Source organism: Streptomyces sp. NPDC032822, from assembly GCF_055578825.1.
The window spans coordinates 20672-41016 of record NZ_JBVIOL010000018.1 but is presented as its reverse complement, the minus strand read 5'-3'; the positions used below and the strand labels follow the sequence as shown (position 1 = coordinate 41016).

The window sequence follows — 20345 nt, the reverse complement described above, 5'->3', positions numbered from 1 at the left end:
AGTGAGCACCCCCGACCTTCCCCTCGTCCAGAGCGGCGGCTGCGGCGACGGCTGTGCCTGTGGCGCTGCCGCCGACACCGCGGACGAGGAGTACCTGGAGTGCGGGCTCGACCCCGCGCTCGCACAGCTCCTGGCCGACGCCGGACTCGACCCCCTGGAGGTCGAGGACATCGCCAACGTCGCCCTCCAGGAGGACCTCGCCCACGGGGTGGACGTGACGACGGTCGCGACCATCCCCGAGGACGCCGTCGCCACCGCCGACTTCGTCGCCCGCGAGGCGGGCGTCGTCGCGGGCCTCCGGGTCGCCGAAGCGGTCGTCTCGGTCGTCTGCGAGGACGAGTTCGAGGTCGAGCGGCACGTCGAGGACGGCGACCGGGTGGAGGCCGGACAGAAGCTCCTGTCGGTCACCACACGCACCCGTGACCTGCTCACCGCCGAACGCAGCGCCCTCAACCTGCTGTGCCGGCTGTCCGGCGTCGCGACCGCCACGCGCGCGTGGGCTGACGTTCTGGAGGGCACCAGGGCGCGCGTGCGGGACACCCGCAAGACGACGCCCGGGCTGCGCTCCCTGGAGAAGTACGCGGTGCGGTGCGGCGGCGGCGTCAACCACCGCATGTCGCTGTCCGACGCGGCCCTGGTCAAGGACAACCACGTGGTCGCCGCGGGCGGCGTCACCCAGGCCTTCCAGGCCGTCCGGGAGGCCTTCCCGGACGTGCCGATCGAGGTCGAGGTCGACACCCTGCACCAGCTGCGGGAAGTCCTCGACGCCGGCGTCGACCTGATCCTCCTGGACAACTTCACGCCCGCGGAGTGCGCGGAGGCGGTCGCCCTCGTGGACGGCCGCGCCGCCCTGGAGGCGTCGGGGCGGCTCACCCTCGACAACGCCAAGGCCTACGCGGACACCGGCGTCGACTACCTCGCCGTGGGGGCCCTGACCCACTCCTCGCCGATTCTGGACATCGGCCTGGACCTGCGCGAGGCGGAGTAGTCGCGATGCTCCTCACGATCGACGTAGGCAACACGCACACGGTTCTGGGCCTGTTCGACGGCGAGGACATCGTCGAGCACTGGCGCATCTCGACGGACGCCCGCCGCACGGCGGACGAGCTGGCGGTGCTGCTCCAGGGCCTCATGGGCATGCACCCCCTCCTCGGCGACGAGCTGGGCGACGGCATCGACGGCATCGCGATCTGCGCGACCGTTCCGTCCGTGCTGCACGAGCTGCGTGAGGTGACGCGCCGCTACTACGGCGACGTCCCGGCCGTGCTCGTCGAGCCCGGCGTCAAGACGGGCGTGCCGATCCTGACCGACAACCCCAAGGAGGTCGGTGCGGACCGGATCATCAACGCGGTGGCGGCGGTCGAGCTGTACGGGGGGCCCGCGATCGTCGTGGACTTCGGTACGGCGACGACGTTCGACGCGGTGTCCGCGCGCGGGGAGTACGTCGGCGGCGTCATCGCGCCCGGTATCGAGATCTCCGTCGAGGCGCTCGGCGTCAAGGGCGCGCAGCTCCGGAAGATCGAGGTGGCCCGGCCGCGGAGCGTGATCGGCAAGAACACGGTCGAGGCGATGCAGTCGGGGATCATCTACGGGTTCGCGGGCCAGGTGGACGGCGTGGTGGGCCGGATGGCCCGGGAACTGGCGGAGGATCCGGAAGAGGTGACGGTGATCGCCACGGGGGGACTGGCGCCGATGGTGCTGGGGGAGTCGTCCGTGATCGACGAGCACGAGCCGTGGCTGACGTTGATCGGGCTGCGGTTGGTGTACGAGCGGAACGTGTCGCGGATGTGAGACGGGGTGGGGGCGCGCGCCGGGTGCTCTCCGCCCCCGCCGCCCTTTCCCGTCCCGTCCCCAGGAGCTCCGCCCCTTCGACCCCGCCCAGGGGCTCCGCCCCTGCACCCCGGCGGGGACTGCGTCCCCTGCACCCCTCCCGGGGCTCAGCCCTTGGACCCCGGCGAGGATTGCGTCTCCTGGCCCCCTCGGGAGGCTCCGCGCCTGCACCTCGGCAGGGACCCCGCCCCGTAGACCCCTCACAGGGCCTCGCCCCTTGGACAGACTCCCCACAGGGCTTCGCCCCTTCGGCTCGACCGCGGGCCGGGACTCCATCCCATGGGCCCCGTACGGGGTGCTTCTCCCGTCCGTCCCCCGTCGTGGCCGCGGTGAATTGTCGTGGGCGCCGCCGGGTGGGTGGCTCTGGGCGCCACACCCGGGTTCCTTGTGTCGAATTTGTCTGATTAGCGCGTATCGTCGCCGCATGCCCACGCCATACGGATCCCGCGGCGGCATGGCGTTCGGTGTGGAGGAGCTGCGTGTGCTCCGCCGCGCTCTCGCCCTCGCCCTGCACCCCACGCCCGCCTCGGCCGAGGACGTCCAGGACTGCCTCCGCCTTGCCGAGTCCCTTGATGAGGCGACGCGCGAGGGCGCCCGGCTGCGTGCCTTCCTGGTGGCCGACCTCGCCCGGTACCGCGCCGCCCTGCCCGGCACCGCCGCCGGTTACCTCGCACTTCTCGAAGAGGCGCTGAGTTCCGGGTACCGCCCCGTCCCCGACGACCTGGCCGCGCTGCGCGCCCTGCGCGGCAACCCGGTCGCGGCCACCCTCCTGCACCGCTGCCAGTCCCTGGCCGAACAGGACGTACGAGCCCGGCTGGCCCGCCGTACGACGCGTGCGGCGGTCCGGCCCGCCCCGACGGTGCCCGCCTCTCGCAGGCGTCTCCTGGCGCTGCCGGGGGGCCTCTCCGACCGTGGGTGCGCCGGGGGTGAGTTCGCCGAGGAATCCGCCCCCGGGCCGGTCAAGAAGCCGGGGGAGCAGCCGGAGCGGCCCGTGCAGCCCGAGCGGCCCGCTCCCCGTCCGGGGGCGCCCGCCGCCCCCAAGCCGTCACGGCCGGTTCCCACACCGGGCGAGGTGTTTCCGCGCCACAAACCGGCCCAGCCGCCCTCCGACCCGCAGCACCTCGCGGCCGGCTGACGCGACCCCGGCCCGGTTCGCGCCACCCCGGGCCGGTCGCCGACCGGCCCGTGGCTACCCTGGACGCATGGACTATGTCTCCGCGCTCGTGCCCCCGGTCGTCATGGCCGTGTTCTTCATCGGTGTGATCCGGGTGATCGTGAAGACCCAGGGCGGGGCGAACAAGGCCAAGGAGGACGCGGCCGTGGACGCCGCCCTCGCGCGCGCGGACGGTGCCCGGCAGGCGTCCGCCCGGACCGAGGCCTGACCCCGCCCGGCCCCGACACCGACCGACAGAGGGCGTACGACTCGGGAATCACACGAGTCGTACGCCCTTTTTGTGTTGTTTGTCGATGAAAGTGCACGTCCGCCACGCCAATGCCGGGAACTCCCACTATTGTGCTGAGCTGTGCCTCGCCCATTGGGAGAACTCGAAGACGCGGTCATGACGCGGGTGTGGAAGTGGAACCGCCCGGTGACCGTTCGGGAAGTCCTGGAAGACCTTCAGCAGGAACGGTCCATCGCGTACACCACCGTGATGACCGTTTTGGACAATCTCCATCAGAAGGGCTGGGTGCGCCGCGAGGCGGAAGGCCGGGCCTATCGATATGAGGCGGTCTCGACCCGAGCCGCCTACTCCGCCGCGCTGATGAACGACGCCTGGTCGCAGAGCGACAACCCGGCCGCCGCGCTCGTCGCGTTCTTCGGGATGATGAGCGAGGAACAGCGCCACGCACTGCGGGACGCCGTCCGGATGGTGCCGGGTCCGGAAACGCCCGAAGCCGCTCGGCCGGCCGCGGATCGTGCCGCCGAGGAGAACCCCGGCTCGGCGGCGGCGGGCGGCGGGCGATAGCGTCCGCCACATGTCAGCAGAGAGCTCAGCGGAGAGTGGTGCCGCGGAGAGTCCCGAAGCCACCGCAAATGCCATCACCGTCCGGCGGGCCCGCACCGGCGATGTCCCGGCCGTACGGCGACTCCTTGACGCGTACGTCCGTGGCTCCATCCTGCTCGACAAAGCGACGGTGACGCTTTACGAGGACATCCAGGAGTTCTGGGTCGCCGAACGGGGTGCCGGCTCGACTTCCGAGGTCGTCGGGTGCGGGGCCCTGCACGTGATGTGGGAAGACCTCGCGGAAGTCCGTACTCTCGCCGTGAAGCCGGGACTGAAGGGCGCCGGTGTCGGCCATCAGGTGCTGGAGAAGTTGCTGCACACCGCGCGCTGGCTCGGCGTTCGTCGCGTTTTCTGTCTGACCTTCGAAGTCGACTTCTTCAGCAAGCACGGCTTCGTCGAGATCGGTGAGACACCGGTCGACACCGATGTCTACGCGGAGCTTCTGCGTTCCTATGACGAAGGTGTGGCGGAGTTCCTCGGTCTCGAACGGGTGAAACCGAACACCTTGGGCAACAGCCGGATGCTTCTGCATCTGTGATCGCGCGGTGACAACCGGCCGCGAAGGGGCGACAAGGCAAGGACCGACAAGGCTCCGCAAGCGAGGCCAATTCCGGCCGGGTGCGCCCTGCCCAGGTTCCCTATGTCCGAAACGCGCATGTTTCCGGACTGGGGCGGGCCCGGAGCCTTCCCCCGGGGGTTTGTGTTTTTCCGGCAAAAGCGGTTTGCTTTCCGATGTACTGCAGTACTGCATATATCAAGGGGACGGCGAAACGGCGAACGCTGTGACCTCCGGCCCTCACGTTATGGATGAAAGGAAATCCGGTGGCACAGAAGGTTCAGGTCCTTCTTGTCGATGACCTCGACGGTGGCGAGGCGGACGAGACTGTCACGTTCGCGTTGGACGGCAAGACGTACGAGATCGATCTCACGACCGCCAATGCGGACAAGCTGCGCGGCCTTCTCGACGCTTACGTGAAGGGTGGCCGTCGTACCGGAGGCCGTACTTCGGGTGGCCGTGGAAAGGCGCGCGTCGCTTCCGGTGGCAGCCAGGACACCGCGCAGATTCGCGCATGGGCCAAGGAGAACGGTCACGAGGTCAATGACCGTGGCCGCGTTCCGGCGACCATTCGCAAGGCATACGAGGACGCCAACGGCTGATCTCGGCCCGCGGTACTTACGAGCAGGCGGGCTGCCGCGCGCACGCGCGTCGCAGCCGCAGGCGATGGCATTGCGTTGCCACCGTGTTCACCACTCGTACGAGATCGGGGGCGCCCCCACCGCCCCCTACGGCCGACATCGTCGGCAGCGAGGCCTCGACCTCGCACCCGGGCTCGGGGGGCCGCAGCCATACGGCGGCCCCCTGCACGGCTCCTGAGCGGCCCAGGTCCGGCAGCGACGGACGTACCCCGGCCCGACCCGGCACCGGCGGCCGTACCCCGTCCCGGCCCGGCTCCGGGGGCAGTGGCGCGGTGATCGCGCCGCCCTCGCCGATCGCCGTGAGATCGAGCGTCAGCGCTCCCCACTCCAGCCAGTCCAGGATTCCCGGCAGTTCCTCCGCACTGCCCGCCGCCACCAGCAGCCGCATCCGGTCACCCCGCAGGGCCACCGGAGAGCCAGCCGTCAGGTGGCGCAGCGCCGCGTGACCGGCCTCGGCCGGCAGGTCGAGCACGTCGAAGCGCACCCCCACGGTCAGTCGCACCGGGGAATCGGGCCGTGCGGGCACGGTCGGCCACCCCAGTTCGTTCTCGTACCAACGGCGGACCTGATCGCTCGGATCGAGCGGCCGCCGAGGGCGGGGAACAGTGGTGAGTTCGGTCGTGACCGGGGGGAGGGTGCCAACCATGCCAAGTGCAACCGTCCAAAGGGCCCCCGAGTTACGCTGGGTGGGCCGGTGAATGCACAGAGTGTCGGGAAAAGGGGCGTGCGGGGGTGCGGGGAGGCACAAGGTTGTTCGCCCATAGCGGAGGCAATCGGGGCTCGCGGCATGGAGTGTCCGTGCCGGCGGGTAAGACATCCCTAGTGGGAGGGGGCGACACGCAGTACGGGCCGTCTCACGTTCGCCATCGGCGTACTGATGGTAGGGGTAACTGCCTGGCCTGCGGGAACATCGTCTCGCACCATCAGGTTGGAGCAGATGTCGGCGTTCGGGGTCAGGAGGCCAAGGACGGTGTCGGCAGTTGGAATGAGCGGTCCCCGCTTGCGGGACTAAGCTGCGGAAGGACAGGGAGGGGAAGTTCCCCCCACTGCCTGACCGCTCTGAGGAGCGATTAACGATGTTCGAGAGGTTCACCGACCGCGCGCGGCGGGTTGTCGTCCTGGCTCAGGAAGAAGCCCGGATGCTCAACCACAACTACATCGGCACCGAGCACATCCTCCTGGGCCTGATCCACGAGGGTGAGGGTGTCGCCGCCAAGGCCCTTGAGAGCCTCGGGATTTCGCTCGAGGCGGTCCGCCAGCAGGTGGAGGAGATCATCGGGCAGGGGCAGCAGGCCCCGTCCGGGCACATCCCCTTCACCCCCCGTGCCAAGAAGGTCCTGGAGCTGTCGCTCCGCGAGGCCCTTCAGCTGGGTCACAACTACATCGGCACGGAGCACATCCTGCTCGGCCTGATCCGTGAGGGCGAGGGCGTCGCCGCCCAGGTCCTGGTCAAGCTGGGTGCCGATCTCAACCGGGTGCGGCAGCAGGTCATCCAGCTGCTCTCCGGCTACCAGGGCAAGGAGACCGCCGGCGCCAGTGGCGGGCCTGCCGAGGGCACCCCCTCGACGTCCCTGGTCCTCGACCAGTTCGGCCGGAACCTCACCCAGGCCGCTCGTGAATCCAAGCTCGACCCGGTCATCGGGCGCGAGAAGGAGATCGAGCGGGTCATGCAGGTGCTGTCCCGCCGTACCAAGAACAACCCGGTCCTGATCGGTGAGCCCGGGGTCGGCAAGACCGCCGTCGTCGAGGGCCTCGCCCAGGCCATCGTCAAGGGTGAGGTGCCCGAGACCCTCAAGGACAAGCACCTCTACACCCTGGACCTCGGCGCGCTGGTCGCCGGCTCCCGCTACCGCGGTGACTTCGAGGAGCGCCTGAAGAAGGTCCTCAAGGAGATCCGCACCCGCGGCGACATCATCCTGTTCATCGACGAGCTGCACACGCTGGTCGGTGCGGGTGCCGCCGAGGGCGCCATCGACGCCGCTTCGATCCTGAAGCCCATGCTGGCCCGCGGTGAGCTGCAGACCATCGGCGCGACCACGCTGGACGAGTACCGCAAGCACCTGGAGAAGGACGCGGCCCTGGAGCGCCGTTTCCAGCCGATCCAGGTCGCGGAGCCGTCCCTGCCGCACACCATCGAGATCCTCAAGGGTCTGCGCGACCGGTACGAGGCGCACCACCGCGTCTCCATCACCGACGAGGCGCTGGTCCAGGCCGCCACCCTGGCCGACCGGTACATCTCGGACCGCTTCCTGCCGGACAAGGCGATCGACCTGATCGACGAGGCCGGTTCCCGGATGCGCATCCGCCGGATGACCGCGCCGCCGGACCTGCGCGAGTTCGACGAGAAGATCGCCGGTGTCCGCAGGGACAAGGAGTCGGCCATCGACTCCCAGGACTTCGAGAAGGCCGCCTCTCTCCGTGACAAGGAGAAGCAGCTCCTCGCCGCGAAGGCCAAGCGGGAGAAGGAGTGGAAGGCCGGCGACATGGACGTCGTCGCCGAGGTCGACGGCGAGCTGATCGCCGAGGTCCTCGCGACCGCCACCGGCATCCCGGTCTTCAAGCTGACCGAGGAGGAGTCCTCGCGTCTGCTGCGCATGGAGGACGAGCTCCACAAGCGGGTCATCGGCCAGAAGGACGCCGTCAAGGCGCTCTCGAAGGCGATCCGTCGTACGCGTGCCGGTCTGAAGGACCCGAAGCGTCCCGGTGGTTCGTTCATCTTCGCCGGCCCGTCCGGTGTCGGTAAGACCGAGCTGTCCAAGGCGCTCGCCGAGTTCCTCTTCGGTGACGAGGACGCGCTGATCTCCCTCGACATGTCGGAGTTCAGCGAGAAGCACACGGTGTCGCGTCTCTTCGGTTCCCCGCCCGGATACGTGGGTTACGAAGAGGGCGGCCAGCTGACCGAGAAGGTCCGCCGCAAGCCGTTCTCCGTCGTCCTCTTCGACGAGGTCGAGAAGGCCCACCCGGACATCTTCAACTCGCTGCTGCAGATCCTGGAGGACGGTCGCCTGACCGACTCCCAGGGCCGGGTCGTGGACTTCAAGAACACGGTCATCATCATGACGACCAACCTCGGCACGCGGGACATCTCGAAGGGCTTCAACCTGGGCTTCGCGGCCTCCGGTGACAAGAAGTCCAACTACGAGCGCATGAAGAACAAGGTGTCGGACGAGCTCAAGCAGCACTTCCGCCCCGAGTTCCTCAACCGCGTCGACGACGTGGTCGTCTTCCCGCAGCTGACGCAGGACGACATCCTCCAGATCGTCGACCTGATGGTCGGCAAGGTCGACGAGCGCCTCAAGGACCGGGACATGGGCATCGAGCTCTCCCAGGCCGCCAAGGAGCTGCTGTCCAAGAAGGGCTACGACCCCGTCCTGGGCGCGCGACCGCTGCGTCGCACGATCCAGCGCGAGATCGAGGACACCCTCTCCGAGAAGATCCTCTTCGGCGAGCTGCGCCCCGGTCACATCGTGGTCGTCGACACGGAGGGCGAGGGTGAGACCGCGACCTTCACCTTCCGCGGCGAGGAGAAGTCGGCACTGCCCGACGTCCCGCCGATCGAGCAGGCGGCCGGCGGCGCCGGCCCGAACCTGAGCAAGGACGCGTAAGCGTCACAGCATGCCGAAGGGGCCGGTGCTTTCGAGCACCGGCCCCTTCGGCGTGCGTGCGTGCGGGATCAGGACAACTGCCCGTCGTAGTCCGGCAGTTTGTACGTCTTCTCGGCGTGGCCGCCCGAGAGGTCGGTGGTGTTGTTCCCGATGTTGGCGATGATCGTGTAGCCCTTGGACTCGATGGTGACGCGCTGGGCGGTCTTGTAGGCGGCGACGTCCTTGAACAGGTCGAGGAAGTTGCGGACGTAGAGGCCGGAGACCTCGTAGCCGACGTGCTCCAGGTTGTAGTCGGTCACCGAGTAGATGATCCCGGGCCGGGCCGTCACGAAGAACAGGGCGACGCCGCGCTCCTGGGCGTACTCGGCGACGTCCAGGACCGGCCGGTTGGCCGGCTGGGGGTAGCTGAAGCCGAAGTCGGTCTCCAGGGTGGTGTTGTCGATGTCGAAGACGATCGCCTGCTTCTCGCCCGGCTTCGTGCTCGCGATGCGCTGCTTCAGATAGGGCAGGGCCTGGTCCATCACGGCCCGGCAGTCCTGCTGCCAGGTGGCGTAGCCGACGTCGGCGGCCGTGGCCGTCGCGGTCGTCGCGGTCGTGGAGGTGCTCGTGCTCGTCGTCGCGGCCTCGGCGGGGACGGCCAGCGCCACGAGGGCTGCTGTGGAGACGGCGGTGACGGCTGCGCGGCGCGCCCAGGGGCGTCGTCGTGTCATGGGGGTTCCTCTCACGTCCGGACGTTCTGCAGTTGTCGGGTGCATGGTGCTCGGCGAGGGTGGCGCGAGGGGAACCGTAGGGTTACTGGACGGTAAGTCGCTAGAGGCGTGCGTCACATGGTGCAGGGAATCGGAGATCGGGGATCCCGCTCACCGGTGACATGCCGCACAGGCGATTTGTCCGCTACTACGGGGAATAGTGGAAGTCTGCGGAGTGGCCAAAACGGACTTTTAATCCAAAACCGGTGGGCCGGATTTGGCGCCATGGGTGGATTCATCTCTCATGGTGTGTCTGTCAAGGGTCGGTAAGTTTTGTGGTCAAGTACTAGCTTTCGTCGTAGATCACTGTTTTGGGAGGATCCGGGGCTCCGGGTTACCAAGGGATGACCCATCCGGCGACCGCCTGTGTGCCGGGTGGTTTCTCTGTCCCCGTCACCCTGAGGTGTTCCATGTCCCCGCGCGTCTCGTCCCGTTCTTCCCGTACGTCCGTCCTCCGGACCCGTGCGGCCGTCCTGGCCACCGGCCTGGGAGTGTCGGTCGTGCTGGGGGCCGGGGTCGCGACCGCCGCCGACACCGGCGCCACCACGGTCGCCGCCGCGAAGTCCACCGCCCAGGCGGTCGCCGCCAAGAAGGCCGCTTCCTGGGTCGACCCGGTGAAGAAGTACACGCTGTCCGCCACCTTCGCCCAGTCCGGCGGCATGTGGCAGTCCACCCACAGTGGCCAGGACTTCGCCGTGGCCAGTGGCACCAAGGTCTTCGCCGCGCACGGCGGAACCGTCGTCAAGGCGGGCGGGAACGGCGCCGGCGACGGATCGGCGTACGGCAACGCCGTCGTCGTCAAGCACGGCAACGGGACGTACTCCCAGTACGCCCACCTCTCGAAGATCGGCGTGAAGGTGGGCCAGGTCGTCAAGACCGGTCAGCGCATCGCCCTGTCGGGCAGCACCGGCAACTCCAGCGGTCCGCACCTGCACTTCGAGATCCGTACGACCGCGAACTACGGCACCGCGATCGACCCGGTCGCCTTCCTGCGTTCCAAGGGCGTGTCCCTCTAGTAGCTGCCGCCAGGTCCTGTCGCCAAGGGCTGTCGGCTGGACCTGCGGACCGGACCTGCCACTGGGGCGGGTCTAGGACGGGTTCTGGTCCGTCCGGTCCTTCTGTGTGCCGCCGTGCGCCTGGGTCACCAGGTCGATCGCGACCTCCAGTACGGCCTTGCGCTTCTCCTCGGGGTCGCCGTCGATCTCCCGCAGGACGAACATCCCGGCGTGCATGGTGAAGAGCGCGCTGATGCAGCGGACCTGGGCGACCAGGTCCGCCTCCGGGTCGATGATGATGTCGCGCATGCCCATCATGCGGTTCTTGAACATCTCGCCGATGCTCAGGTCCCGTACCGTCGCCTGGTTCTCCTGCATGAACCGGAACAGCGGAGCCGCGTCGGTCAGGGCCCGGCCGTAGCGCCGTACGATCTCCCGCTTGGTCTCCAGGGTGTGCGGCTGCTCCCTGCCCCACTCGATCAGGTCCTCGATCGGCTTCGTCAGGTCCTCGAAGAGGCTGACGATGATCTCTTCCTTGGTCTTGAAGTGGTAGTAGAGCGCGGCCTTCGTGACGTCGAGGCGCTCGGCGATCTCCCGTAGCGAGGTCTTCTCGTAGCCCTGCTCGGCGAAGAGTTCGAGGGCCACATCCTGGATGCGCTGGCGGGTGTCCCCGCGGCGCCGCTGCTTGGTGCCGTCCATGGTGCCGCCCATCTTCGCGCTCTCCGACTTTCCACAAAACTTACTTGACGACCGGCTAGTTACGGGTCTACTTTCCCAGTGTAGTCAACTAGCCGGGCGACAAGTAAGTGGTCGGCCGGAAGCGGGACCAGGGGAGTGGGAGCGATGGCGGACACACAGACGGTCGGGGCGGAGCCCGAGAAACAACCCAGGAGCGTGCGGGTCGTCCTGCTGGCGCTCATGATCACCATGATGCTGGCGATGCTCGACAACATGATCGTGGGCACCGCGATGCCGACGATCGTCGGCGAGCTCGGCGGACTCGAACACCTCTCGTGGGTCGTCACCGCGTACACGCTCGCGACCGCCGCCTCCACCCCGATCTGGGGCAAGCTCGGCGACATGTACGGGCGCAAGGGCGCCTTCATGACCTCGATCGTGATCTTCCTGATCGGCTCCGCGCTCAGCGGCATGGCCCAGAACATGGGCGAGCTGATCGGCTTCCGGGCCGTTCAGGGCCTCGGCGCCGGTGGCCTCATGGTCGGTGTCATGGCGATCATCGGTGACCTGATCCCGCCTCGGGAGCGGGGCAAGTACCAGGGCATGATGGCCGGCGTCATGGCGCTCGCGATGATCGGCGGTCCGCTGGTCGGCGGCACCATCACCGACAACTGGGGCTGGCGCTGGTCCTTCTACATCAACCTGCCGCTCGGTGTGGTCGCGCTCGCCGCGATCAGCGTCGTCCTGCACCTGCCGAAGAAGCGGTCGCAGGCACGGATCGACTACCTGGGCGCCGCGCTGCTGACCGTCGGCATCACCTCCACCGTCCTCGTCACCACCTGGGGCGGTACGGAGTACGCCTGGTCGTCCGCGCGGATCATGGAACTCATCGGGATCGGCGTCGTCTCGCTCGTCGGGTTCGTGTTCTGGCAGAAGAAGGCAGCCGAGCCGATCGTGCCGCTGCACATCTTCCGCAGCCGCAACTTCACCCTGATGTCGGTCATCGGCTTCATCACCGGTTTCGTGATGTTCGGCGCGACCCTCTTCCTGCCGCTCTACCAGCAGTCGGTGCAGGGTGCCTCCGCGACCAACTCCGGGCTGCTGCTCCTGCCGATGCTCGGTGCGATGCTGGTGACCTCGATGGTCGCGGGGCGGGTCACCACGAACACCGGCAAGTACAAGATCTTCCCGGTGGTCGGCAGCGTTCTGATGGTCGTGGGTCTGTACCTGCTGTCCACTATGGACACCGGGACGAGCCGCTTCACCTCCGGCGTGTTCATGGCCGTCGTCGGTCTCGGCATGGGCTGCCTGATGCAGATCACCATGCTGGTCGCGCAGAACAGTGTGGAGATGCGGGACATGGGTGTCGCGTCCTCGTCCACCACCCTCTTCCGTACGCTCGGCTCCTCCTTCGGTGTCGCGATCATGGGCGCGCTGTTCAACAACCGCGTCCAACACGTCATGTCCGAGAAGGCCGGCGCGCTGGGTTCCAAGGTGACCGAGCAGTCCGCGCAGCTGGACGCGGCGAGCCTGGCGAAGCTGCCGGAGGCCGCCCGGGAGGCGTACCAGCACGCGGTGTCGTCCGGCACCCACTCGGCGTTCCTGCTGGGGGCCGTGGTGGCGGTGGTCGCGATGGTGGCGGCGTGGTTCGTGAAGGAGGTTCCGCTGAAGGGGGCGGGGCCGCAGAAGGGCGAGACCGAGGAGACGCCGGTGCAGCCGCCGGTGGTCGAGGCGGTCTGACCCGGGTTCAACCCCGGGCCTTGGTCGGAGCGCAACCCAAGGCCTTGGCCCGGGCCCTGGCTCAACCCCGGGCCCGGGCCCGACCTCGAATCCTGGCCCGACCTCGAACTCCGGCTCTGGCCCGACTTCGAAACTCTGGCCCGGGCCCTGGCCCGACCTCGGACCTGGGCAGGATCTAGAAACCGGGCAGGATCTAGAACCCGGGCCTGACCTAGAACCCGGGCCTGACGTAGAACTCTGGCCCGACCTCGATGAGAAGGCTCCCGGCGGTGTCCGCCCCGGGAGCCTTCGCCGTTTGCGGCCCTCCCCCTGTCCATCCTTGGCCCTGCGGCCCTGCGGCCCTGCGGCCCTGCGGCCCTGCGGCCCTGCGGCCCTGCGGCCCTGCGGCCCTGCGGCCCTGCGGCCCTGCGGCCCTGCGCCATCTGTCCACGCTGCGGCCCCGGAGGGCTACGGCAGCATCGGATAGCTTCCCGTGTTCGTCGGCGCGTGTTCCGGCAGCCACAGCACCGCCACCGCGCCCTCCGCGGGTACGCCCTCCGGCGCGCCCGCCGGGCGTACGTTGCGGAAGGTCAGCCGGGCGCCGAGCACACGCGCCTGTCCGGCCGCGATGGTCAGGCCCAGACCGTGGCCGTGTCCCGCCCGGTCGGTGCTGCCGGTGCGGAAACGGCTCGGGCCCTCGGCGAGGAGGGGTTCGGGGAAGCCGGGCCCGTGGTCGCGGACCCGGATGACCCGGCCCTCGACGGTGACCTGTATCGGTGGCCTGCCGTGCCGGGCGGCGTTGGCGAGCAGGTTGAACAGCACCCGCTCCAGGCGCCGCGGGTCGGTCATGACCTCGGACTCGTGCACCACACGTATCTCGATCGCCGGGTCCTTCGCGGCCACGCGCCGGCTGACGAACTCGCCCAGCATGATGTCCTGCAGTTCGGCCCGCTCGGAGGCACCGTCGAGGCGGGCCACCTCCAGCACGTCCTCGACCAGCGTGCGCATGGCCTTCGCACGGTCGAGGACCAGCTCCGTGGGGCGGCCCGGCGGCAGCAGCTCGGCGGCCGTCAGCAGCCCGGTCACCGGGGTGCGCAGCTCGTGCGCGATGTCCGCGGTGACCCGGCGCTCCGCCTCCAGCCGCTGCTGGAGCGCGTCCGCCATCGCGTCCACCGCGCTCGCCAGATCGTCGGTCTCGTCCCGGACGACCCCGCCGATGGCGTCCCGCACCCGCACGTTCGACTCGCCGCCCGCGACCTGGTTCGCCGCGGCGGCCGCCTTGCGCAGCCGGCGCGAAAGCTGTCCGCCGATCAGCACGCCGAGCGCGCTGCCGCCGAGGACGACCGCGATGGAGCCGATCACCAGGGCCTGGTCGAGGTCGTTGAGGATGTCCGTGCTGCGGTCGGTGAACCCGGTGTGCAGCGACAGGATGCGTCCGCCCTTGACGGGTACGGCCGCCCAGATGTCCGGTACGCCGTTCGCCCGGTCGGAGACGTAGGTGGCCCGGCGCCCCTGCTCGACCTTGTCCCGCAGGGCCGGTGGCAGTGCCGGGTCGTTGACCTTGATGTTGGGGAAGTTGGTCCGCTGGGTCACTTCGTAGTTGCGCTGCGCGATCTGGACGCGCTCGTCGGCGAGGTCACGCGCGTTGTCCAGCATCGAGACCCGGGCCGCGTTGTGCACGACGAGACTGAGCGTGATCGCCACCAGCGCGCCGACCAGCGCGATGGCCGCGCTCAGCTTCCATCTGAGTCCCGTGCGGATGCCCGGAAGTCCCGTACGAGCGGCCGGCAGGCCCGTACGGCCGACCGTGCGCTCCGGGACCGGGCGCCGAAGGTTCCCCCGCATAACCGGATACCCCTACCCCTGGCCCTGCTCAGGCCTTCAACTTGTAGCCGAAGCCGCGGACCGTCTCGATCCGGTCCTGGCCGATCTTCGTACGCAACCGCTGCACATGGACGTCGACGACCCGGGTGTCACCGCCCCAGCCGTAGTCCCACACGCGCTCCAGGAGCTTGTCACGGGACAGGACGGTGCCCGGTGCCGAGGAGAACTCCAGGAGCAGTCGCATCTCGGTGGGGGTGAGCGCCACCGGCTCCCCGGAGCGGCGCACCTCCATGCCCTCGGTGTCGATCTCCAGCTCGCCGAAGGTCAGGGGCCCGCCGCCGGCCGCGGGGGCGCCCGAGTCGTCCGTACGGTCGCCGCCGCCGGCGTGTCCGAAGCGGCGCAGCACCGCGCGGATCCGGGCGACCAGGACCGCGCCGTCGAAAGGCTTGGTCACGTAGTCGTCGGCGCCCGCTTCCAGGCCCAGCACCACGTCGATCGAGTCGGCGCGCGCGGACAGCATGATCACCGGAACCGTCGACTCGTCGCGGATGCGGCGGCACAGCGAGACCCCGTCGAGGCCCGGCACCATCACGTCCAGCAGGGCGATGTCGGGGCGGTCCGCGCGGAACGCCTCCAGCCCGGACAGTCCGTCGGGCATGGCCGTGACCGCGAAGCCGTCCCGCTCCAGGGCGAGCTGGGTGGCCTCGCGGATGACGTCGTCGTCCTCGACGAACAGAACGTGGGTCTGGTCTGCCATCCCGTTGCTCTCTGCTCTCAGTCTGCGTGTCGTGCCGTTACCAGGTGATCGGTTCAGGGGGCCCGATCGGTTCACACCTTTTTCCGTCGGCCGGCGCGTACCGTCCGGGGCAGGTGGTCAGCCGCTCCGGGGCGGGCCGATCAGCTGTCCGTCGGCATCTGTGTGGGGTCGCCGCCCACCGACTTGCTGTAGTCGGTGCGGGTCTTGTACTTCCGTACGAAGTGGTCCGTGGTCCAGAGATAGGTGCTGACCTCCTCGGCGGAGGGACTCGACAGCGGGTCGCCCCTCTCGTACACCTGCCTGGTCACCACCAGGGCGCCCCGGTCTATCTCCGCGTAGAGCGGGGGCTCCTCGGACTGGAAGACATTCTGGTACGAACTGCCTTCCTCGCGATACACGTACGAGCCGACTCCCACCGCGTCGCCGCAGGTCAGCACGTTGACGACGACGTCGTCCGACGATCCTCCGGTCAGGTCGCCGTACGACACGTCGACCGGGTACTCGTCTCCCGTGCACGGCTTCAGCTCGCGCTTGACGTCCGCGGAGACCTTCGGGTCGTGCTTGAGGAGCCGTACCGCGTCCACGGGCGCGGTCGTCACCGACGCGGCCGGCGAGGGTGTGGAGGCCGCGCCCGCCACCGAGTCGGTACGGGCCGGCCCCTCGTCACGGGCGCCGGTGCCGCCGGTGCCGCACGCGGACACGAAAAGGGTGAGGGCGGCGAGCACGGCCACTGCCGTGATCACCGCCTGGAAGGTACCCCGGGCCGGTGGAACCGGTTCCGGCCGGAGGGGTTCGTCCGTGCCGGAACCCCCACCCGCCGTCTGCCCGATGCCGCCGGCCCTCGTGCCTAGGCCGCGCAACGCTCCCGCTCCTCACGCTCCGGAGCGCGCCCGGCGCGCTCCTCGTAGTCCCTGCTCTCCAGCTCCTCGCGGAGCCGGGCGAGCGCCCGGTGCAGCGTGCTCTTGACCGTGCCGGCCGACATGCCGAGGGCGGCGGCGGTCTCCTCCGTGGACATCTGCTCCCAGTGTCGCAGCACGACGACGCTGCGCTGCTTGGGGGCCAGTACCTTCAGGACGTCCATCAGCAGGGCTCGGTCCGCGTGCTGCTCGGTGGCGTCGTCGACCGAGGCGTCCGGGAGCTGCTCGGTCGGGACCTCCTCCAGCTTGCGGGCCCGCCACCACTCGGTACGGGTGTTGATCATGACTCGGCGCAGGTAGGCGTCGGCCAGCCGCTTGTCCGCGATGCCGTCCCAGCGTCCGTACGTCCGCACGAGCGCGGTCTGCAGGAGGTCCTGTGCGTCGACCGGGTCCGGGACCAGTCGGCGGGCACTGCGCAGCAGCGCGTCCTGCCGGGTACGTACGTACTCCTCGAACTCGAGCACCTCGCCCTGCGCCATGGTGACCGCCTCCCGCTCCCCGTTCCCGGCCGGCCTGGTCGCCGTCGGAATCATTGCCTGTGGTGCCTGTCGGGCACGGAAATGAAGCTACGGAGGCGTTGTCACGGGGCTGTGCGGAGCAGCCTGCGGCCAGCGCTCGGCTGTCCGTCGGTTGTGTAACAGCAGTGGGAACGGGGAAGGGGGTTGCGGAGAATTAGGGCGGTATGGGGGTGTTCGGTCCTGACGTCAGGTCAACGGCAGCCGATACAAACCACCCGCCAGTGGCTCCACGAGGCCGTCCGCGACCAGTCCGTCCAGCGCCCGGGCGCGCTGTACCGGCTCGTGCCACACCCGGTCGAGTGCCGACTGCGGGACGGCGGTGTGCGCCTCGCGCAGCACGGCCAGCAGCTTGCCGCGGACCTGACGGTCGGTACCGGCGTACGTCTGTCCGCGACGCGGCGGACCCTCGTGCTCCGGCTTGCCCGCGAGCCGCCAGGCGCACTGCGCGGCGATCGGGCAGCGCTGGCAGCTCTCGTTCTTGGCCGTGCACACCAGCGCGCCCAGCTCCATGGACGCGGCGGCCCAGCGGGCGGCGGTCCCCTCGTCCTCGGGCAGCAGGGCGCGGGCCAGCTTGCGTTCGGCGGCCGTGGTCGCGTTCGGCGGATACCGCACACCGGCGACGGCCCGCGCGAACACCCGGCGCACATTGGTGTCCAGGACCGCGTGCCGCTGCCCGTACGCGAAGGAGGCGACGGCCGCGGCCGTGTACTCCCCGATGCCGGGCAGCGCGAGCAGCTGCGCGTGTTCCGTCGGTACGTCGCCCCCGTGCCGTTCCGTTATGGCGACCGCGGCCCCGTGCAGCCGCAGGGCGCGGCGCGGATAGCCGAGCCGGCCCCAGGCGCGGACGGCCTCGCCGGGGGCCTCCGCGGCCAGGTCGGCGGGGCGCGGCCAGCGGGCGAGCCACTGTTCGTACACGGGCAGGACGCGGTTCACCGGCGTCTGCTGCAGCATGAACTCGCTGACCATCACCCCCCACGGACCGGCCTCGGGCCGCCGCCAGGGGAGATCGCGGGCATGCTCGTCGAACCAGTCGATGACAGGGGCGTGGAACGGCTCGCCGCGCGCGTCGTCGACGAGGCCGGTCTCGGGGTGCGGGGACTTCGTGGGCACAGTCATGGCCTACCGATCCTGCCATGCCGGGAGCGTCGATCCGGTGTTGCGCAGGGGGGCGGGTCGGAGCGCGCCGGGGCCGTACGCGATGCCGCGGTGGCGCTCGGCGGCCGAGCCCGGCGTCCCCAACTCCACGGTCACGGACGGTAGGCGGCGGGTCGACGTCGTCACCGTTCGCGATCGTCGGGGGCGCGCCCGGCGAAGGGCCGGGGTGGAGCGGCGGGTTCCGGGATGATGATCCGGAAAAGTTGTCCAACCGGCGGCGGGTGGGGCCGGTGAAGTCGCCGATCTCTCGTACAGTTTGCGCCGTGGGATCACTGCGCAATCCGGTCGGGCCGCTTCCCTCCTCCATCTACTGGCGTCGGAGGGCCGTAATGCTGTCCGTGACGGGCCTGTTGGCCCTGTTGATCGTCTGGATCGTCTCCTCGGGCGGCGGGGGCGGCAACAACGGTGCCGACGGATCCAACGACAAGAATCCCTCCCCCACGACGATCACCCCGGGACCGTCCGGTTCGGGGCCGGCCATCAGCCAAGCTCCGGGCGGGCGCGAGGAGTCGAGCGGTACGGACTCCGGCGGGGCGGGGTCGGGCGGTGGCTCCGGCGACGGCTCGGGGGGCGGTACGGGCGAGGGGTCCGGTTCGGCCGCGGGCACCGGCTCCGGTGGGTCGGAGGGCTCCGGCGGCGGGGCGGCCGGTGGCGGGACCGGTACCGGAGTCGGCCAGGACGACACCGTCCCGGCGGGTTCCACGCTTCCCAACTGCACCGCGGGCGCCGTGAAGTTGAGCGTGCGCAGCCTGCACAACGCCTACGAGCCCGGGCAGACGCCCACCCTGCTGCTGACCGCGACGAACTCCTCCGCCGCCGACTGCAAGGTCGATCTCGGCCCGAAGAACGCGGTGTTGACGATCACCGAGGCGGGCAGCGAGGACGCGTACTGGTCCTCCGCCGACTGCCCCGGGGCCTCCGGCAGCCTGGTCTTCCGGGCGGTCGCCGACGGCAGCATCACCTACACCGTGAAGTGGGACCGCAAGCCGAGCGCCCCGCAGTGCGCGACGCCTCCCGCGGGGTCGGCCGGAGCCGGGACGTATCTCGTCGAGGCGAAGACACCGGGATTCGGGACGGTGCAGGCGTCGTTCGTGCTGGAGAACGACTGACGGAGTCGAGGTGCCGCTTCCCGAGCGGGCACCCGGCGCCGGTGACTGTGGCTGTGGGCAGTCGCTCCGCAAGGCGGAACGACTGCCCACAGTCTTGCCGACGGCTGCCTAGACGTACCGCTCCAGGATCGACGACTCCGCCAGCCGGGACAGCCCCTCGCGCACGCTCCGCGCCCGCGCCTCTCCCACGCCGTCCACCGTCTGCAGGTCGTCCACGCTGGCGGCGAGCAGCTTCTGCAGGCCGCCGAAGTGCTCCACCAGCCGGTCGATGATCGCCCCGGGCAGCCTCGGCACCTTCGCGAGCAGCCGGAAGCCGCGCGGGGAGACCGCCGAGTCCAGTGCCTCGGGCGAGCCGGTGTAACCCAGCGCCCGTGCCACTGTGGGGAGTTCGAGCAGCTCGGCGTGGTGGAGCGCGTTGAGTTCGTACAGCGCCTCCTCGACGGTGCGGGAGCGCTTCGCGGTGGGCTCGGGGACGTAGTCCCGGACGACCAGCTCACGCTCCGGCTCCACGCCGGCGATCAACTCGTCGAGCTGCAGCGTCAGCAGACGCCCGTCCGTGCCGAGCTCCACCACGTACTCGGCGATCTCGGTGGCGATACGGCGGACCATCTCCAGGCGCTGGGCCACGGCGGAGATGTCCCGGACGGTCACCAGGTCCTCGATCTCCAGCGCGGACAGCGTGCCCGCGACCTCGTCGAGGCGGAGCTTGTAGCGCTCCAGGGTCGCCAGGGCCTGGTTGGCACGGGACAGGATCGCCGCCGAGTCCTCCAGCACCTTGCGCTGCCCGTCCACGTACAGCGCGATGAGCCGCATGGACTGGGAGACGGAGACCACGGGGAAGGTGACCTGCTTGCTCACCCGGTCCGCCGTGCGGTGCCGGGTGCCCGTCTCCTCGGTGTGGATCATGGGGTCCGGGACCAGCTGCACGCCCGCCCGCAGGATCTTGGACAGGTCGGAGGACACGACGATGCCGCCGTCGAGCTTGCACAGCTCCCGCAGACGCGTCGCCGTGAACTCGACATCCAGGATGAAACCGCCCGTGCACATCGCCTCGACGGTCTTGTCGGAGCCGAGCACGATGAGACCACCGGTGTTGCCGCGGAGAATCCGCTCAAGGCCGTCGCGCAGTGCCGTGCCGGGTGCCACGGCGCTCAGTGAGGCGCGCATCAGGCCATCGGCACCGGAGCTCCCACCGGACTTTCCGGGAGCTGACGCCCGGTCGTTGGCTGCCACTGCACTCCTCCGGTCGCAGGATCTTGGACGCTCCCGTCGCGCACACTCGGTTC

General features: G+C 69.8%; 20 protein-coding genes. 11 read left to right on the top strand and 9 right to left on the bottom strand.

The annotated features are described in order from the left end of the window. Position 1: 1 nt before the first annotated feature. From nadC to ACZ5VD_RS35720, 7 genes are all read left to right on the top strand, one after another. Positions 2–988 carry a carboxylating nicotinate-nucleotide diphosphorylase gene (gene nadC / locus ACZ5VD_RS35750; protein ID WP_468553064.1) on the top strand — a complete coding sequence of 329 codons (987 nt, stop codon included), beginning with the start codon at positions 2–4 and terminating at the stop codon, positions 986–988. A 5-nt stretch (positions 989–993) separates the two neighbouring features. After that, positions 994–1791, top strand: coding sequence for a type III pantothenate kinase (locus tag ACZ5VD_RS35745; protein WP_468553065.1), 798 nt, complete (start codon positions 994–996; stop codon positions 1789–1791). A gap of 493 nt (positions 1792–2284) precedes the next feature. Continuing rightward, positions 2285–2965 carry a hypothetical protein gene (locus ACZ5VD_RS35740; RefSeq protein ID WP_468684744.1) on the top strand — a complete coding sequence of 227 codons (681 nt, stop codon included), beginning with the start codon at positions 2285–2287 and terminating at the stop codon, positions 2963–2965. A 67-nt stretch (positions 2966–3032) separates the two neighbouring features. Further along, entirely contained in the window at positions 3033–3212 is a 180-nt protein-coding gene (locus tag ACZ5VD_RS35735; RefSeq protein WP_468553066.1) for a hypothetical protein, read from the top strand. 177 nt (positions 3213–3389) lie between these two features. Continuing rightward, the gene (locus ACZ5VD_RS35730; protein WP_468553067.1) at positions 3390–3797 is read left to right on the top strand and encodes a BlaI/MecI/CopY family transcriptional regulator; all 408 of its coding nucleotides are present in this window, start codon (positions 3390–3392) and stop codon (positions 3795–3797) included. Between the two features lie 10 nt (positions 3798–3807). After that, entirely contained in the window at positions 3808–4374 is a 567-nt protein-coding gene (locus tag ACZ5VD_RS35725) for an amino-acid N-acetyltransferase (RefSeq protein ID WP_468553068.1), read from the top strand. A gap of 284 nt (positions 4375–4658) precedes the next feature. Continuing rightward, positions 4659–4994, top strand: a complete 336-nt coding sequence (locus ACZ5VD_RS35720; protein ID WP_468553069.1) for a histone-like nucleoid-structuring protein Lsr2 — start codon at positions 4659–4661, stop codon at positions 4992–4994. A gap of 16 nt (positions 4995–5010) precedes the next feature. On the opposite strand, the gene ACZ5VD_RS35715 is transcribed toward ACZ5VD_RS35720, so the two are convergent. Continuing rightward, positions 5011–5679, bottom strand: a complete 669-nt coding sequence (locus ACZ5VD_RS35715) for an SCO3374 family protein (protein ID WP_468684679.1) — start codon at positions 5677–5679, stop codon at positions 5011–5013. Positions 5680–6109: 430 nt separating this feature from the next. On the opposite strand from ACZ5VD_RS35715, the gene ACZ5VD_RS35710 reads away from it, so the two are divergent. After that, the gene (locus tag ACZ5VD_RS35710; RefSeq protein ID WP_468553071.1) at positions 6110–8638 is read left to right on the top strand and encodes an ATP-dependent Clp protease ATP-binding subunit; all 2529 of its coding nucleotides are present in this window, start codon (positions 6110–6112) and stop codon (positions 8636–8638) included. A 68-nt stretch (positions 8639–8706) separates the two neighbouring features. Here the strand turns inward: ACZ5VD_RS35710 and ACZ5VD_RS35705 are convergent, their stop codons facing one another. Continuing rightward, a complete protein-coding gene (locus ACZ5VD_RS35705) occupies positions 8707–9348 on the bottom strand; it encodes an HAD family acid phosphatase (protein ID WP_468684678.1) in 642 nt (213 codons plus the stop codon). A 449-nt stretch (positions 9349–9797) separates the two neighbouring features. Here ACZ5VD_RS35705 and ACZ5VD_RS35700 point away from each other — a divergent pair, with 449 nt between their 5' ends. Next, positions 9798–10403, top strand: a complete 606-nt coding sequence (locus tag ACZ5VD_RS35700; RefSeq protein ID WP_468553073.1) for a M23 family metallopeptidase — start codon at positions 9798–9800, stop codon at positions 10401–10403. Between the two features lie 72 nt (positions 10404–10475). Here the strand turns inward: ACZ5VD_RS35700 and ACZ5VD_RS35695 are convergent, their stop codons facing one another. Next, the gene (locus ACZ5VD_RS35695; protein ID WP_468553074.1) at positions 10476–11093 is read right to left on the bottom strand and encodes a TetR/AcrR family transcriptional regulator; all 618 of its coding nucleotides are present in this window, start codon (positions 11091–11093) and stop codon (positions 10476–10478) included. Positions 11094–11225: 132 nt separating this feature from the next. Between ACZ5VD_RS35695 and ACZ5VD_RS35690 the strand changes: the two genes are divergently transcribed. Further along, on the top strand, positions 11226–12800 hold the full coding sequence (locus tag ACZ5VD_RS35690; RefSeq protein ID WP_468553075.1) for an MDR family MFS transporter: 1575 nt from the start codon (positions 11226–11228) through the stop codon (positions 12798–12800). A 447-nt stretch (positions 12801–13247) separates the two neighbouring features. Here ACZ5VD_RS35690 and cseC read toward each other — a convergent pair whose 3' ends face one another. The 5 genes from cseC to ACZ5VD_RS35665 all read right to left on the bottom strand — a co-directional run bounded on the left by cseC (position 13248) and on the right by ACZ5VD_RS35665 (position 17911). After that, positions 13248–14624, bottom strand: coding sequence for a two-component system sensor histidine kinase CseC (cseC, locus tag ACZ5VD_RS35685; RefSeq protein ID WP_468553076.1), 1377 nt, complete (start codon positions 14622–14624; stop codon positions 13248–13250). 28 nt (positions 14625–14652) lie between these two features. Next, positions 14653–15360, bottom strand: a complete 708-nt coding sequence (cseB, locus tag ACZ5VD_RS35680; protein WP_468553077.1) for a two-component system response regulator CseB — start codon at positions 15358–15360, stop codon at positions 14653–14655. Positions 15361–15500: 140 nt separating this feature from the next. Then, positions 15501–16103 carry a hypothetical protein gene (locus ACZ5VD_RS35675; RefSeq protein ID WP_468553078.1) on the bottom strand — a complete coding sequence of 201 codons (603 nt, stop codon included), beginning with the start codon at positions 16101–16103 and terminating at the stop codon, positions 15501–15503. Positions 16104–16207: 104 nt separating this feature from the next. Further along, on the bottom strand, positions 16208–16756 hold the full coding sequence (locus ACZ5VD_RS35670; RefSeq protein WP_468553079.1) for a SigE family RNA polymerase sigma factor: 549 nt from the start codon (positions 16754–16756) through the stop codon (positions 16208–16210). A gap of 225 nt (positions 16757–16981) precedes the next feature. Then, a complete protein-coding gene (locus tag ACZ5VD_RS35665) occupies positions 16982–17911 on the bottom strand; it encodes an HhH-GPD family protein (RefSeq protein WP_468553080.1) in 930 nt (309 codons plus the stop codon). Positions 17912–18213: 302 nt separating this feature from the next. On the opposite strand from ACZ5VD_RS35665, the gene ACZ5VD_RS35660 reads away from it, so the two are divergent. Further along, complete coding sequence (locus ACZ5VD_RS35660) at positions 18214–19059, top strand: hypothetical protein (RefSeq protein WP_468684677.1); 846 nt, start codon at positions 18214–18216, stop codon at positions 19057–19059. A 108-nt stretch (positions 19060–19167) separates the two neighbouring features. Here the strand turns inward: ACZ5VD_RS35660 and disA are convergent, their stop codons facing one another. Next, complete coding sequence (gene disA / locus ACZ5VD_RS35655) at positions 19168–20292, bottom strand: DNA integrity scanning diadenylate cyclase DisA (protein WP_468553082.1); 1125 nt, start codon at positions 20290–20292, stop codon at positions 19168–19170. Between the last annotated feature and the right edge of the window lie 53 nt (positions 20293–20345).

Bases quoted from the DNA above. Each gene is read 5' to 3' on its own strand.
- cseB (WP_468553077.1), bottom strand. From the start codon at position 15,360: ATGGCAGACCAGACCCACGTTCTGTTCGTCGAGGACGACGACGTCATC.
- ACZ5VD_RS35735 (WP_468553066.1), top strand. From the start codon at position 3,033: ATGGACTATGTCTCCGCGCTCGTGCCCCCGGTCGTCATGGCCGTGTTC.
- ACZ5VD_RS35695 (WP_468553074.1), bottom strand. From the start codon at position 11,093: ATGGGCGGCACCATGGACGGCACCAAGCAGCGGCGCCGCGGGGACACC.
- ACZ5VD_RS35745 (WP_468553065.1), top strand. From the start codon at position 994: ATGCTCCTCACGATCGACGTAGGCAACACGCACACGGTTCTGGGCCTG.
- cseC (WP_468553076.1), bottom strand. From the start codon at position 14,624: ATGCGGGGGAACCTTCGGCGCCCGGTCCCGGAGCGCACGGTCGGCCGT.
- ACZ5VD_RS35705 (WP_468684678.1), bottom strand. From the start codon at position 9,348: ATGACACGACGACGCCCCTGGGCGCGCCGCGCAGCCGTCACCGCCGTC.
- ACZ5VD_RS35710 (WP_468553071.1), top strand. From the start codon at position 6,110: ATGTTCGAGAGGTTCACCGACCGCGCGCGGCGGGTTGTCGTCCTGGCT.
- ACZ5VD_RS35730 (WP_468553067.1), top strand. From the start codon at position 3,390: ATGACGCGGGTGTGGAAGTGGAACCGCCCGGTGACCGTTCGGGAAGTC.
- ACZ5VD_RS35665 (WP_468553080.1), bottom strand. From the start codon at position 17,911: ATGACTGTGCCCACGAAGTCCCCGCACCCCGAGACCGGCCTCGTCGAC.
- ACZ5VD_RS35700 (WP_468553073.1), top strand. From the start codon at position 9,798: ATGTCCCCGCGCGTCTCGTCCCGTTCTTCCCGTACGTCCGTCCTCCGG.
- ACZ5VD_RS35740 (WP_468684744.1), top strand. From the start codon at position 2,285: ATGGCGTTCGGTGTGGAGGAGCTGCGTGTGCTCCGCCGCGCTCTCGCC.
- ACZ5VD_RS35725 (WP_468553068.1), top strand. From the start codon at position 3,808: ATGTCAGCAGAGAGCTCAGCGGAGAGTGGTGCCGCGGAGAGTCCCGAA.
- ACZ5VD_RS35690 (WP_468553075.1), top strand. From the start codon at position 11,226: ATGGCGGACACACAGACGGTCGGGGCGGAGCCCGAGAAACAACCCAGG.
- ACZ5VD_RS35670 (WP_468553079.1), bottom strand. From the start codon at position 16,756: ATGGCGCAGGGCGAGGTGCTCGAGTTCGAGGAGTACGTACGTACCCGG.
- ACZ5VD_RS35715 (WP_468684679.1), bottom strand. From the start codon at position 5,679: ATGGTTGGCACCCTCCCCCCGGTCACGACCGAACTCACCACTGTTCCC.